Consider the following 14,455-nt stretch of genomic DNA (forward strand, 5'->3'; position numbering starts at 1 on the left):
GGTTCTCAGGTTGCTATGAGTACAAACATTAAGGCAATTTTATTTGACTCTGGTCGTGTGCTGAATTACCCTAAGTCTGGAAATTGGTTTATAACACCAAGCTTTTTTAAATATGTTGATAAAGATGTATTTAATAGTATTTCAAAGAATAAAAAGAAGGTTGCTTTTAAAAAGGCATATAATTATATAAATTCATGTAAATTAATTAAAACGCAGGAAGAAGAATATGGCCATTTTATCAAGTATTATAATATATTTTTTAAAGAACTTCCTGAATTAGATTTAAAGACAGATGCTGTTAAAGGGATTGCTAAAGATTTAGTGTACAACCCACAAAAGTATATATTTTTTGATGAAGTGGTAAATGTAATCAGTATACTCAGTAAAAAATATAAATTAGGAATAGTATCTGATGCCTGGCCATCCTTAAATATGGTATTTGAAGCAGCAGAATTGAAAAATTATTTTTCCACATTTGTTGTTTCATCAATGTTAGGGGCTACCAAACCAGAAAGTATTATGTATCAAACTGCACTAGATGAATTGGGTGTGTTGCCTGAAAATACAGTGTTTATTGATGATAACTTAAAAAACTGTATTGGTGCGAATAAACTTGGTATTCATTCAGTTTTGCTATGTAGAATTAAATTTCAGTATGTTTTAAATAAAGTGTTCAGTGTTGGAAAAGGATATGATGTAATAAATAATCTTCATCAATTGACTAAAATAAAATGTATGAGAATTTCTATATGATGAATCTTACTTAGTGTGAGTGTTACAGTAGGTATCCATCAGATAAAAATAAAACTGCCAATGTGTTACATGGCAGTTTTGTTATATTACTAACTTAACTTTCGTTTTATGCTTATATTAAGCTTAAATTATGTATGTGTGAAAGTTGCTAAATTTGTCCTGTAAGCTTTAATACAAATTGTGCAACAAGAGAAGATCCTAAGAATGTACCTATAAAGGAGAGGCAGGATATTAATATAATTCTCCAGCCTGATTTAGCAAAGGATTCTAGGTCATTTCCTATGGATATACCTACATAAGCTAAAATAGGAGTTGTTAATGCCAAAAAGTTAACTTTACTAATATATGAATTTATAATAGCGGAACCTGGTACAGCAGGATATGTAATAATACAACCTAAAGTAACTACATATGCAACTGCAGGTATTTTTACTGGAATAATTTTTGCAAGTAAAATTCCTGCAATAGAAATTCCAACTAAAATCAACATACCTGGTATACTTGCTAGTATACTAGTTTTATAACCTATTAAATTTCCTACTAGAGATAATATTCCTATTAGAACTAAAATGAAAATGGAATTCTTTAGTTTCATGTTTATGCCTCCTTCTTTAACATTTGTTCATCTTCTGATGCAGGTTTTCTATATTTTATAAAATATAACTTCTTATATGCCCATTCTGTAAATGGTATTGCAATCCATAGTGAAATATATACTCCACAAAGTCCTGAGAACATGTTACCAGCAGCACCATAGGCTACAATGGTATCTTTCATACTAGGGAACATAGCAGATAGAGAACCTACTGCTGCGGTCATCATGCTTGCACTTCCAACACCTGATGCCATAGCTAAAGCATAAGGATGAAATGGTAAATATGCTGCAAACAAACTAGCAAGTATTCCATAAAAAATAGTTCCTAAAACTGTTCCACAAATATATACACCCATGACACCTTGACCTTCTGGACCATCTAATCCATACAGATCACTAATTAATGCTACATTAGGCTCACGACCTATAGAATGACCTGCACCTATGGTTTCTCGTTTTAATCCAATTAGAACTGCAATAGGTACAACACAAATTACTGATCCTAAGTGTCCAAATTCTTGAAAGAATAATGCTGGACTTGATTTTATAATTTTAGGTAAAGTAGGTCCTATTGTTGTGCCATATCTTGCCATTAAGAGCATTAGAGAAATAGTGATCATTCCTTTTGCACTAAGCATATCTTTATCATTTACTACTTTTAAAAATTTAGGACTTAACATAATTCCGAAAAATAAAGCATAAAGCATTGGTAATAGTACTACAATACCAGGACCAATTTTAAATTTTATTGTTCCAATTGCTTCTGCTATAATTACTAATATAAGTGCTATAGTGTGAATCTTCCAATTTTTCATTTATTTTTCCTCCTTACTTTTATTTATAGTACTGATTCATTGCTTTTACATATTCTTCTTTTGAGAATACAGGCTTAAAATCATCAATAACATTTTTAGCATTTTTAGCATTATTAACTAGCAAATCTACTACTGTCATAGCAAAGAATTTTGCTGGTAAAATACATGCAGCATGATAATCTTCAACTTTAAAATCTTTTGCATGAAGACATCCACTAACGCCGCCAACATAAGGGTGTATAGTAGGTATTAAGTGAGAAACATCTCCCATATCAGTAGAAGCATTGAAATGTCCTGGATTTAAAATTTTATCTTCTGGTAAAAATTCTTTACAATTTTCTTTAAATAAATTGTTTAAAGGTATAGAACAGCGAAGAGGTAAATAACCAGGAATAGTTTTTATTATTGTTTCAGCACCTATTGCATATCCACCTGCCATTAAGGCTCTATCAACCTTTTCATTTGTTTCGTTCATTGCTTTTATAGTTTTAGCTCTAACATAAGTTTCAACCCTTACATCATCAGGAACGCTGTTTACCACATCTCCACCTTTTGTAATTATAGGATGTACTCTAATACAATCTTCATCTCTAAAGGTCTCTCTTAAAGCATTAACTCCCATTAAACCAAGCATTGCAGCATTTAAAGCATTTATACCTTCATGAGGGGCTTCTGCAGCATGGGCTGTCTTTCCTATATATTGAATTGTCTTAGCTAAAAATCCATTGCTTGATTCTCCTATACCTACTGCTGGTTCAGGAGTATTTTTTGAAGAATGCATCATCATGGCTATATTAACATCATCAAATTCTCCTAAAGAGATTAATTCCTGTTTTCCACCGAAAAAATGAATTTTTCCTTCATCCTTAAGCTTTTGTCTATAAGCAACCTCAATACACTCTTCTGCTGGCACTGCCATAAAGGTTACATTTCCGTCCAAATTATCTTCTACACCAGATAACTTTAATCCTACAGCGGAACCAATCATTGCAGCTAATTGTAAATTATGACCACAAGCATGAGCAGCTCCAGTTGTTTTATCTGCGTCTTTGTGATCTTTGCATATAACTGCATCTAATTCTCCTAGTATAGCTACATTTATTCCATTGTTCTTATCCTTTAACTTTGCTTTTACTCCAGTTAAAGCAAGTCCTTCTTTACAATTCAAGCCTATTTCATTAAAAAACTTTGCTACTCTTTCTGCTGTTTCCTTTTCTTTAAATCCCAGTTCTGGATTTTGTCCAACTTGTTTTGCAAAGTCTATTATTTTTTCTGAATTATCATCAATAGCGTTGCATACTGCTTTTTTTATTTCGTCAATACTTTTCATTGTTGTAACTCCTTTTATATATTTAACGTTCATCCGGATGATGTCATGTAAATTATATTATTACTGAATAATATTTTTGTCAAATTATATGTTAATTTGAAGTTATATTATCTATGTGGCAATTCTCAAGTGACTTCCTTGGTGATTTTATATATTTTGTGAATTATGCATGTTGAATAATGACGCATTAGATTTATGACAATAGTTTAAATAAATATAATATTTCATAATTATGCATAATAACTGTTTGCTATGAAACTACCATTATTATTTTATGGTTATCATGTTTTGTATCACAGAATAGTTATTTATAGAATAATTGTGCGGTCTAATAGTAAAGTTCATAGGATTATTTGTGTTTGTTAGGTAAATAATTCATTTTTTTGTAGTTTTATTGATACATTTGATACGTATAGAAAGAAAGGTACAACTTAGAAAAAGTTGTACTAGTATATGGAAATGGATAGGAAAACAAAACGACATTACTATGCTTGAATTTTTAGAAAATAGAATATATAAAAATCTTTATTATTAAAATTATGCTGTTATTTATTTAAGTTTATAATGTATTTAGAAAAAATCCACTTAAATAAATGCGAAGTATTTTTTAGAGGACAATTGACAGAGGACAATGAAGGTAAGTTTTCCTCCTTACGTCAGACACTGTCCTCTGTCCTCTAGAAATATTGTTTCGCAATATTTTTACTTTATTACATTCATAATGATTTGATAAATAATTGGAATAAAAACTGCAGGAAGCAAATTTGCTACCTTTATTTTAGTCATGTTAAGCATGTTAAAACCTAACCCCATTATAAGAATACTTCCAACTGCAGTCATATCTGTAATTACTGACTGCGTTAAAAGTGGCTTTAAAAGAGAAGCTGCAATGGTTATGCTGCCTTGATAAATTAGTACTGAAAATGATGAAAGAAGTACTCCAAGTCCAAGAGAAGATGCAAAAATAATAGAAACTGTACCATCTAGTATAGATTTTGCAAAAAGTATTTTATAGTTACCGGATAAGCCACCTTCTAAGGCTCCTACTATGGCCATAGAACCTACGCAAAACAATAAACTTGAAGTTACAAAACCTTGAGATATATTTGAACCCTTTCCTTTAAACTTATTTTCTATTGTGTTTCCTAAACCTTCAATTTTTTTATCGATGTCTACCAATTCGCCTATAAGAGCCCCTAATGCAACAGATATTATAATAAGAATGAAATTAGACCCTTTTATTGCACCGGAAATTCCTATAAAAACAGTACACAAGGATAAACCTTGTATTATTGTAGTGCTTATTTTTTCAGATATGCCCCTTTTTAAAACCATTCCAATAATACTTCCAACTATAATGGCAAGGAAATTCACTATAGTACCAAACATAAAAAAAACCCCCCTAAAATTGATATAAATTCATTTTATCAAAAATAAATATTATTGTATACTAGCTTGATTTGCAACTCACCTTATAAAAAAATATATTAAATTGTAACATGCTTGTGACAGACTTTTAATATGATTAACTTATAAAGCTATTAATTGGTATATTTTTAATAAAGCTTCATATAAATTAAATAGTTACAGTAATATAACACTAAAAATTTTAGATAACGATAAAAAACTTGACTATCGAACAAGTGTTCGATATAATATAAACATAAAAGAAATTGAATTAAAAAAATTACCCAATGAAAAAATAGGGGGATTGATTATGGATAAATATAATGTTTTTGTAAGAATTAATTATACATCAGTAGAATCTGAAAAAGAAGAAGTTAAACCTGGTGGAACTAGAGTTAATAACGGAAGAGTAAGTGGAAATAAGTATTTGATAGGTGGAGGATTTTATAACAGAAAGGGAGGAACAGTTATATTTTCTGCTAAAAATTTAGAAGAAGTAAAACATGTAACTGTAGACAAACCTCTTTTAAAAAATGCATCTATAAATTATAATGTGGCTTTTATCCCAAAAGGAATTTAAATAAAGTGATTCTTAGGTTCAGTGGAATTTGTTTATAAGGATAATTTTCTATGAAGCAAAGTTTGCAAAATACCATCTAGTTTTTTACCCAGCTGAACCTTAGAAGAACTTATCCAGGCGCGTAGCAGTGCTTATGCACAACTTTGATATAAGGTTGGGTGTTAGCAATGGTAGCGATCGGATAAAGCTTTCTCATAGTTGACTACTTTATACATTAATTAATTTTTTATGAATTGGCTGATATTGCGTATCAGCTTATTTTTTTTATATTTTTTTAACAAAAGTTTAAGAAATGTGTTGCATAATTATAAAAATAATTGTATAATTATAAAAAAATAAATATTGGGGGGCATTTACATGAAAAAGAAATCAGCAGTACTTATTATAATAGCTGTTTTAGTATCACTATTGGCTGGATGTGGCAGCAGTAATGGAAGTACTAAAAGCAATGATACTAGTAAAGATAATTCATTTCAAAAAATAAAAGATGCAGGTACGTTGAAGGTAGGATTAGACGATTCCTATCCACCAATGGAATTTAGAGATGAAAAGAACAATTTAGTAGGGTTTGATATAGACCTTGGAAATGAAATAGGAAAAAAACTTGGGGTAAAAGTAGAATACATGCCAACAGATTGGAATGGCATAATTTTAGCACTTAAATCAGGAAAGTTTAATATGATACTTTCTTCATTAAGTATGACAGAGGAGAGAAAAAAGGAAATTGATTTTGCAGGTCCTTATCTTGAAGGTGGACAGATAATAGCTGTAAAAAAATCTAATAATGATATAAAATCATCAGCAGATTTAAAAGGTAAAACTGTAGGTTGTCAGCTTGGTTCTACTGGAGAGCAAGCAGCTAATAAGATTCAAGGAATTAAGGAACTTAAAAAATATGATAAAGGTACTGAAGCTTTTCATGATTTAGCTATAGGAAGAGTTGAAGCTGTAATTATGGATGGTCAAGTTGGAGGATACTATAATAAAAAAGATGGAGATGCTTTTAAAATTCTAGGTGAAAAGCTAACTAAAGAACCAGAAGGAATAGGAATTAAAAAAGAAGATAAAGAGCTTAAAGAAAAATTACAAAAAGCTTTAGATGAACTAAAACAGGATGGAACTCTTTCAAAACTTTCAATAAAATGGTTTGGATACGATGTATATAAAAAGTAAAAAATATATTTAATAAAGAATTTATTATGATAATACATTTCAAGGGAGGATACAAATTATGAATATGAAAAAAATATCAGCACTAGTTTTAACAGCAGTAATGGCTATGTCCTTATTTGCAGGATGTGGAAAATCTAACAGTGGTACATCCACTAATCAAAAAACAGATAATTCTCTCCAAAAAGTAAAGGATGCAGGGGTTTTAAAGATAGGATTGGATGATTCTTATCCACCAATGGAATTTAGAGATGAGAAAAATGAATTAGCTGGTTTTGATATAGATATGGGAAAAGAATTAGCTAAAAAATTAGGTGTTAAATATGAACCTGTAACTACAGATTTTAATGGAATAGTATTAGCACTTAAATCAGGAAAATTTGATGCTATAATAGCTGCTATGAGTATTACAGATGAAAGAAAGAAGGAAATAGATTTTGTAGGACCTTATATAGATGGTGGTCAGATAATTATAGTTAAAAATAGCAGCGCTATCCAAGGAAAGGCAGATTTAAAAGGAAAAACATTAGCAGCTCAATTAGGATCAACAGGAGAACAAGCAGCTAATAAAATTGAAGGAGCTAAAGAAGTTAAAAAGTATGATAAGGTAACAGAAGCTTTTCATGACTTATCAATCGGAAGAGTTGATGCTTTAATAGTTGATGGTCAAGTTGGTGGATATTATACTAAGAAGGAAGCTGGAACTTACAAAATACTTACTGAAAAATTAACTAAGGAGCCAGAAGGAATAGGTGTTAAAAAGGAAAATAAAGAACTTAAAGATGCATTACAAAAAGCTTTAGATGAATTAAAGAAGGATGGAACTCTTTCAAAACTTTCAATGAAGTGGTTTGGATATGACATATACAAATAAAGCGAATTAAATAATGAATGTTTAAGCTATTGGATATTGGTATCTTGATTTTTAGTAAAGATACACATATTCCAATAGCTTATTTTTGTTTAAAATAAGTGTTATACTATTTATAAATATTAGGTATTCTCAAAGTGTATAAATTATACTGTTAGGAGGTGGGAAATCTTATGATGGGCCAAATTAAAGGTGAGCTTCAAGAAATTGCTGAAACCATAAAGGCTGTAATTGGTATTGATATAACTATTATGGATAAAAACCTACTGAGAATAGCAGGAACGGGAAAATTTAAAGCTAAAATTGGACTTCAAGGACCTGAGAATTCTGTGTTTGAAAAATGTATTATCACAGGTCAGCCTTATTTTATTGAAAATCCTAAGTTGTGTAGTGAATGTACAATATGCAGTTTTAGGGAAGAATGCGATGAAAAAGCAGAAATTTGTTTTCCAATTATAATTGAAGATAAAGTAGAAGCCGTTATAGGTATGATTATTTTTGAAGATGAACAAAAGGAAGCTTTTCTAGAAAAACAGGATATTTATAAAGATTTTGAGAAGAGGTTAGGAGAACTTATATCATCCAGAATGAGAGAAAAAACTTTTAATAACAAACTGGAATATAAGTCAAAGGAGCTTTTAACTGTAATTAACTCTGTAAATGAAGGAATAATTATAATAGATAAAGAAAACAAGATATTGAATTTAAATACATATATTGTAGATAAATTTAATATAAAATTTTCAGATATAATTGGAAAAAACATAAATTCCATACTTCCAAATAAATATATAAATAAATTTGTCAAAGCAAAGTATTCATTAGAGGAAGAATCTGTAGGAGTAAGTAAAGGAAACTTAAGATATAATTTTCTTGTAACTTGCAAATCAATAAAAGTAAATAATGAAATTTCAGGAGCTGTAATAACCTTTAAAGATTTCAATAAATTGCAGCAATCTGTATTGAAAATCAGTGGAAATCATTCTGTATTCACTTTTGAGGATGTTATTGGTAACAGCAGTGTATTTGCTAGTGTGAAGGAGCAGGCAAGGCATGTAGCAAAACAGAATGTACCTGTGCTGCTTTTAGGAGAAAGCGGTACGGGTAAAGAGCTTTTTGCAAGGGCTATTCATTTTGAAAGTGAAAGAAAAAACGAAATATTTATGGCTATAAATTGTGGAGCAATACCAGATAGTTTAGTGGAAAGCGAACTATTTGGATATGAAAAGGGAGCTTTTACTGGAGCTAGCACCAATGGCAAAATGGGAAAGTTTGAAATAGCTAAAGATGGAACTATATTTTTAGATGAAATAGGAGATCTTCCACTTCATATGCAGGTTAAGCTGTTAAGAGTACTTGAAGATAAAGAGCTTATTAGAGTAGGAGGAGTAAATAACATAAAAGTTAATCCTAGAATTGTAGCGGCTACTCATAAAAATTTATACAAAATGGTAGAAAGAAATGAATTTAGAAGGGATTTGTTTTATAGGTTAAATGTTATACCTATAAATATTCCTCCGTTAAGAGAAAGGCCTTCAGATATTTTAAAACTGTCTATGTACTTCTTAAATAGATATAATAAAATATATAATAAAGAAATAAAAGGCTTTTCAGAATCAGTTCAAAATGCTTTAATAACATATTTGTGGCCAGGAAATGTAAGAGAATTACAAAATTTGATTGAGTATGCCATTAACTTTGAAAAGTCTCAATATATAACTGTAGAAACAATTAGAAAGAGAATGGCAGGAGATAAGGATGTATCTATAGAAAATAGAGGACTTAAGGAAATGGTAGATGAATATGAGAAGAAAATAATAAATAAGTTTATAGAGCATTATGGATGTGACACAGATTCAAAAAAATGATAGCAAAAAAATTAAAAATAAGTACTGCAACATTGTATAGAAAATTAGAAGAATAAATAATTCTTCTCAAAAACAATAATTTATTATCATTTTTGAGAAATGATAAGTATTATGTTTTAATGTTTTAGAATTCACAATGCTTAGCGAAAATTAACTGATTATTTAGATAAATTCAAATTTTATTTTAATTTGGTTTGATGTAATAAAGAAATTTATGTACTTTTAATTCTTATTTTTGCGAAAATAAATAACGTAGGGATCTAAAAATGTACAAATTAGTACTTCCTAAATGTTGGAAATGCCTAATTGTCATATTTTTTAATAAATAAAAAAGTATGGCATGGTATTTGCTTGATATATAAGCATAAACATTAGGAGGTATTTTAGTATGAAAAATGATGAATTATTAGTAAGCATTTTGAAAGATCAAGTGGTACCAGCTCTTGGATGCACAGAACCAACTGCCGTTGCTTATGCTGCAGCTATGGCTAAAGAAGTACTAGGAGAACAGGTAGAATCACTAGATATTTATGTGGATAGAAATATTTTAAAAAATGGAAAAGAAGTAGGAATACCAGGAACTAGCGAAAAGGGTAATGTGGTTGCAGTTGCATTAGCTTTAATTGTAGGAAAATCAGAATATAAACTTGAAGTTTTAAAGGAAGTTACAAATGAAAGCTTGGATGAAGCATTAAAATTAATAGATAAAAAAATGATCAATTTACATTTAAAGAAGGATGTTTCAGGCCTTTATATTGAAATAGTGGCTAAGGGGAAAAATAATACTTCAAGAGTAATTATAAAGAAAACACATTTAAATGTAGTATTGGTAGAGAAAAATGGTGAATGCATTTCTAAAAAGGATGAAAAGGAAGAAGCAGCAAAACCTTCTTTGCGAGATAGAATAAGAGAATTTACTGTAGCTGATATGAAGAAATTTGTAGATACAGTAGATTATAGTGAAATAGAATTTATAAATGAAGGAATAATAATGAATAAAAGAGTTGGTGAGGATGATTTAAAGTATAATTTGGGAATAGGTATTGGAAGCATGCTTAATGAAGTCAAAGGAGATTTAGAAGCATATGCCAAAGCTATAACTTCAGCAGCTTCAGAAGCTAGAATGACAGGACATCCATTACCTGTTATGAGCAGTGCAGGAAGTGGAAATCATGGATTAGTAGCTATACTTCCTATAGCAGTTATAGGAGAAGGTGAAAAAATAGAAAGGGAAAAAATAGTTAGAGCCGTATCTTTAAGCCACTTAGTAACTGTTTATATAAAAAGTTATACAGGAGCATTATCACCAGTATGTGGCTGCGGTGTAGCTGCAGGAGTAGGTGCGGCAGCAGGACTTACTTATTTGTGGGGTGGAAGCTTAAAACAAATAGAAGGAGCAATTAAGAATATGTCTGCAGGTATTACAGGTATGATTTGTGATGGAGCTAAAATAGGATGTTCTTATAAGCTTTCAATATCAGTAACAGCAGCATTAGATGCAGCTAAAATGGCAATGAAAAATATATTTATACCATGTAATGATGGAATACTAGATGAGTCCGCAGAAAAGACAATACAAAATTTAGGAAGAGTATCTAATGAAGGAATGTCTAATACTGATGATGTAATTTTAGATGTAATGATGAAAGTATGTAGTTAAAAATTATATGACATAAGGGTGTAGTGGAAGTTTGGATTTTAACTTTTACTCCGTGATATATGCTAAGTGTGTCATCACGGCTAAATGTATTAAGCAGAGAGCCAAAATCTAAGATTTTGTGCGAATCGCTTACTCCTCTGAGGAAACGAAGAGGAGTTTCCAATTTAAAATAAAGCTCAAAATTTTTGAAAGCCTAAGAACTTTGTCAAACTCGGTTCCCTCAGACAGGACTAAAGTTCTAAGGCTTTCAAAAATTTTGAGCTAAGAATAATACTAAAACAATTTAGCTAATGTGATGACACACTTAGCATATATCACTGCATAAAAGTTAAAATCCAAACTAATGACTTCAAGCGTACACATATAATTACACTGTCATAGGTAATTTAAAATCATATTTAAACATAATTTATAACCCTTAAAATTAAGGCGGAGCCTGCTAATGTAATAATATATTTAATAATTAACAAATATATTATTTTTGCAGGCTACGCTATTTTATGAAGGTTGAATATTTAATTAATACATAGGTTTTATGAACATTTGAGTCCAATAACACTGACCATTTGTATTTTTTGCAAGTCCTACACCTATTTCACTGTAGGAAGGGTTTAAAATATTACTTCTATGACCTGGAGAATTCATCCAGGAATTCATAACTTCTTCAGCAGTTCTTTGACCCATAGCTATATTTTCACCAGCTGCAGAAAACTTTATACCAAAGCTTTCTATCATATTAAATGGAGAACCATAAGTTGGTGATGTATGTGAAAAGTAATTTTTATTTATCATATCTTGAGACTTATATCTTGCAATTCTTGAAAGTTCCCAATTAGTTTTAAAAGGCTGCAAACCAATCTTTGATCTTTCTGCATTTACCAAGGATATAACTTTATTCTCGATAGTTTTTATATCCTGAATATTTGGTATAGTAAGCTTTTGTCCTGGTATAATCATAGCAGGATTTTTAACTTGAGGGTTTAAGGATATAATTTCACTTAAACCAACTTCAAACTTTACTGCAATTTTCCACATACTATCTCCTGGAACTACAGTATAAGTTGTATTTTCAGCATGAACTTTACCGCATCCCAGCAGTAGAAATAGGAATGTGCTTAATGTAATTAACTTCTTTTTCAAAAAAATCACCTACTTTCACCTATATATTTTGAATATAGGTGAGTTTTTATGGCATGTATATAGTGTAAATAATGCCAGTAGAAAACTCAATTAAGCATAATTTGTGTGCAAATACAAATATATTGTGTAAAAATTTTTTATTTTGTATTATAATAGTATATTGTAACAATAAAATGTTAAAAAATTCAAAATTCGGATTTTTTAAAATTAAAAGTCGAAAAGGAGATAAACATACTATGAAGAAAAAAACCCTTAGAAAAAGTCTCATAACTTTATTATGTTTTTCTACTTTAATACCATTATTAATAGTAGGAATTTATAGTTATGTATCCCAAAGTAAATCATTTCGTGATGATTTCGACACCATACTTAAAAATAACTCTCAAGAGATAAGTAGTGTCATAAAAAAGGAAAACAAAAGTTATAAGGAATCTTTAGAAATGATAGCTAATGAAGCTAGCGTTAATAATTCAACGACAAATGCAGAGTATAGTAAGTTGTTATTACAAAATTTAGATCAGTTTGTAAAATCTCATAATGATATAACTAATGCTTATGTGGCAACTGCTTCAGGCAATATGATATTAGCGCCAATTCAACAGCTTCCAGAAGGATTTGATCCAAGAAAAAGAGATTGGTATAAGGATTCACTAAGCAAAGATGGACAAGCCATTGTAACAGATCCATATGAAGATGCTGCTAAAAAAGGGAACTTTGAAGTTACTTTTGCTAAAACTGTAAAAGATGCTTCTAGTGGACAAGTACTAGGAGTTGCAGCCATGGATATAAAATTGGATAATTTATCAAGCTTAATTTCGGAAAAGAAAATTGGACAAAATGGATATACATTGCTTTTAGATAATAAGGGGAATATTATAGGAAGTAAAGATAAATCTATGTTAAAGAAAAATACCAAGGATTTACCATGGATTTCTAAGATTATGTCCAATGGAGATAATAATGTATATGAAGACACTATAAATGGCTCAAGCTTTAGAATATGCACTGTTAAAGATAGTACTACTGGATGGATAATTGCTGCACTTATACCTAAAAGTGAATTAAGTGAAAGAGTCAATCATGCAAGAAATGTTACAGCTTTAATTTCCTTAATTGCATTTTTTATTGTATCTATACTAGGTAATTTATTTTCAAAATTTATAACTAATCCATTTGCAGAGTTAATAAAAGTACTTAATAAAATGCAAAATGGAGATTTTTCAGAAAAGGTAAGTAAAGAGAATAATTCTATATATGAAGTTGAAATGATAACGGATAGTGTAAATGTGCTTAGAGATGAAATGGTAGAGATGATAAGTAGTATAAAAAATGTTTCTGATAATATAAATACATCTTCAAATGACCTTAAGCAGATATCACAAGAGTCCCATGTATCAGGAGAGGAAATATCAAAAATAGTTTCTGGAATATCTGAAGGTGCAGTTGAACAAGCACAATCTATGAATGAAAGTGAAATTTTGACAACTAAGCTTGGAGGAGAAGTAGAAAATTCATTAAAAAGAGCTAATGATATGGTAACTATAGCGAAGGGCGTAAAAGAATCTACTGACAATGAAGCTAAAGTAATTCATAAATTAAGTGGTAGTTTTGAAGCAACTGCTAAATCCAATAGAGATGTAGCTGAACAAATAAAAAGATTGTCAGAAAAGTCTAATGAAATTAGTATTATAACAGAAACTATAACGTCAATAACAGAGCAGACAAATCTTTTAGCTTTAAATGCTAGCATTGAAGCAGCACGCGCAGGAGAAGCAGGAAAAGGTTTTGCTGTAGTTGCTGGTGAGGTTAAAGATTTAGCAGAGCAGTCTGAAGAATCTGCACTTAGAATAAGTAAGGTTATAACTGAAATAAAGGAAAATATAAGCCAGCTTTTAAATAAGATGGGGAACACAGTGGTACTTGGTAAAAATGTTGATGAGGCTATGGGGTTAACAAATGAATCCTTTAAAAGCATATATAATTCTATAGATAAATTAGAGGAAAGTGTTCTAATTGTAGATAGTTCACTGAAACAAATGAATAAACATAAGGATTCAGTTTTATCTCAAATACAAAATGTAAATTCTGTATCTCAAGAAATAGCAGCAACTACAGAAGAGGTAAATGCCTCTGTTCAAGAGCAAGCATCAGGACTTGAGAAGGTAGTAAAGGCAGCGGGTGAACTAGAAAATCTTGCTAGTGGACTAAATTCATTAGTGGATAAATTTAACATTTAAAAGTAAAATTATTATATAAAATTCATTAA

The 14,455-nt window shown here is 30.0% G+C and carries 12 protein-coding genes; 7 read left to right on the forward strand and 5 right to left on the reverse strand.

Going from position 1 to position 14,455, the window contains the following annotated elements:
• Positions 1 to 15: 15 nt before the first annotated feature.
• Positions 16 to 753 carry an HAD family hydrolase gene (locus tag Ccar_RS02570; RefSeq protein WP_035775189.1) on the forward strand — a complete coding sequence of 246 codons (738 nt, stop codon included), beginning with the start codon at positions 16 to 18 and terminating at the stop codon, positions 751 to 753.
• 148 nt (positions 754 to 901) lie between these two features.
• Here the strand turns inward: Ccar_RS02570 and Ccar_RS02575 are convergent, their stop codons facing one another.
• The 4 genes from Ccar_RS02575 to Ccar_RS02590 form a co-directional block, all read right to left on the reverse strand.
• Positions 902 to 1,348 (reverse strand): hypothetical protein, encoded by a 447-nt coding sequence (locus Ccar_RS02575; RefSeq protein WP_007063348.1) that lies wholly within the window; start codon positions 1,346 to 1,348, stop codon positions 902 to 904.
• Between the two features lie 2 nt (positions 1,349 to 1,350).
• Positions 1,351 to 2,163, reverse strand: a complete 813-nt coding sequence (locus tag Ccar_RS02580) for a DUF3100 domain-containing protein (RefSeq protein WP_007063347.1) — start codon at positions 2,161 to 2,163, stop codon at positions 1,351 to 1,353.
• 19 nt (positions 2,164 to 2,182) lie between these two features.
• Positions 2,183 to 3,493 (reverse strand): amidohydrolase, encoded by a 1,311-nt coding sequence (locus Ccar_RS02585; protein WP_007063346.1) that lies wholly within the window; start codon positions 3,491 to 3,493, stop codon positions 2,183 to 2,185.
• A gap of 702 nt (positions 3,494 to 4,195) precedes the next feature.
• Positions 4,196 to 4,882, reverse strand: coding sequence for a DUF554 domain-containing protein (locus Ccar_RS02590; protein ID WP_007063345.1), 687 nt, complete (start codon positions 4,880 to 4,882; stop codon positions 4,196 to 4,198).
• Positions 4,883 to 5,210: 328 nt separating this feature from the next.
• On the opposite strand from Ccar_RS02590, the gene Ccar_RS02595 reads away from it, so the two are divergent.
• From Ccar_RS02595 to Ccar_RS02615, 5 genes are all read left to right on the forward strand, one after another.
• The gene (locus Ccar_RS02595; RefSeq protein ID WP_007064131.1) at positions 5,211 to 5,480 is read left to right on the forward strand and encodes a hypothetical protein; all 270 of its coding nucleotides are present in this window, start codon (positions 5,211 to 5,213) and stop codon (positions 5,478 to 5,480) included.
• A 357-nt stretch (positions 5,481 to 5,837) separates the two neighbouring features.
• Entirely contained in the window at positions 5,838 to 6,653 is an 816-nt protein-coding gene (locus tag Ccar_RS02600) for an ABC transporter substrate-binding protein (protein WP_048029852.1), read from the forward strand.
• 64 nt (positions 6,654 to 6,717) lie between these two features.
• Positions 6,718 to 7,524 carry an amino acid ABC transporter substrate-binding protein gene (locus Ccar_RS02605; RefSeq protein ID WP_179945240.1) on the forward strand — a complete coding sequence of 269 codons (807 nt, stop codon included), beginning with the start codon at positions 6,718 to 6,720 and terminating at the stop codon, positions 7,522 to 7,524.
• Between the two features lie 170 nt (positions 7,525 to 7,694).
• Positions 7,695 to 9,389 carry a sigma-54-dependent Fis family transcriptional regulator gene (locus Ccar_RS02610; RefSeq protein WP_007064127.1) on the forward strand — a complete coding sequence of 565 codons (1,695 nt, stop codon included), beginning with the start codon at positions 7,695 to 7,697 and terminating at the stop codon, positions 9,387 to 9,389.
• A 388-nt stretch (positions 9,390 to 9,777) separates the two neighbouring features.
• Positions 9,778 to 11,049, forward strand: coding sequence for an L-cysteine desulfidase family protein (locus Ccar_RS02615; protein WP_007064126.1), 1,272 nt, complete (start codon positions 9,778 to 9,780; stop codon positions 11,047 to 11,049).
• 519 nt (positions 11,050 to 11,568) lie between these two features.
• Here Ccar_RS02615 and safA read toward each other — a convergent pair.
• Positions 11,569 to 12,189, reverse strand: a complete 621-nt coding sequence (gene safA / locus Ccar_RS02620; protein ID WP_007064138.1) for a SafA/ExsA family spore coat assembly protein — start codon at positions 12,187 to 12,189, stop codon at positions 11,569 to 11,571.
• 236 nt (positions 12,190 to 12,425) lie between these two features.
• Here safA and Ccar_RS02625 point away from each other — a divergent pair, with 236 nt between their 5' ends.
• A complete protein-coding gene (locus tag Ccar_RS02625; protein ID WP_035775580.1) occupies positions 12,426 to 14,426 on the forward strand; it encodes a methyl-accepting chemotaxis protein in 2,001 nt (666 codons plus the stop codon).
• The last annotated feature ends 29 nt before the right edge of the window (positions 14,427 to 14,455 follow it).

Origin of the sequence: Clostridium carboxidivorans P7, assembly GCF_001038625.1 — a bacterium.
Taxonomy (GTDB): domain Bacteria; phylum Bacillota; class Clostridia; order Clostridiales; family Clostridiaceae; genus Clostridium_AM; species Clostridium_AM carboxidivorans.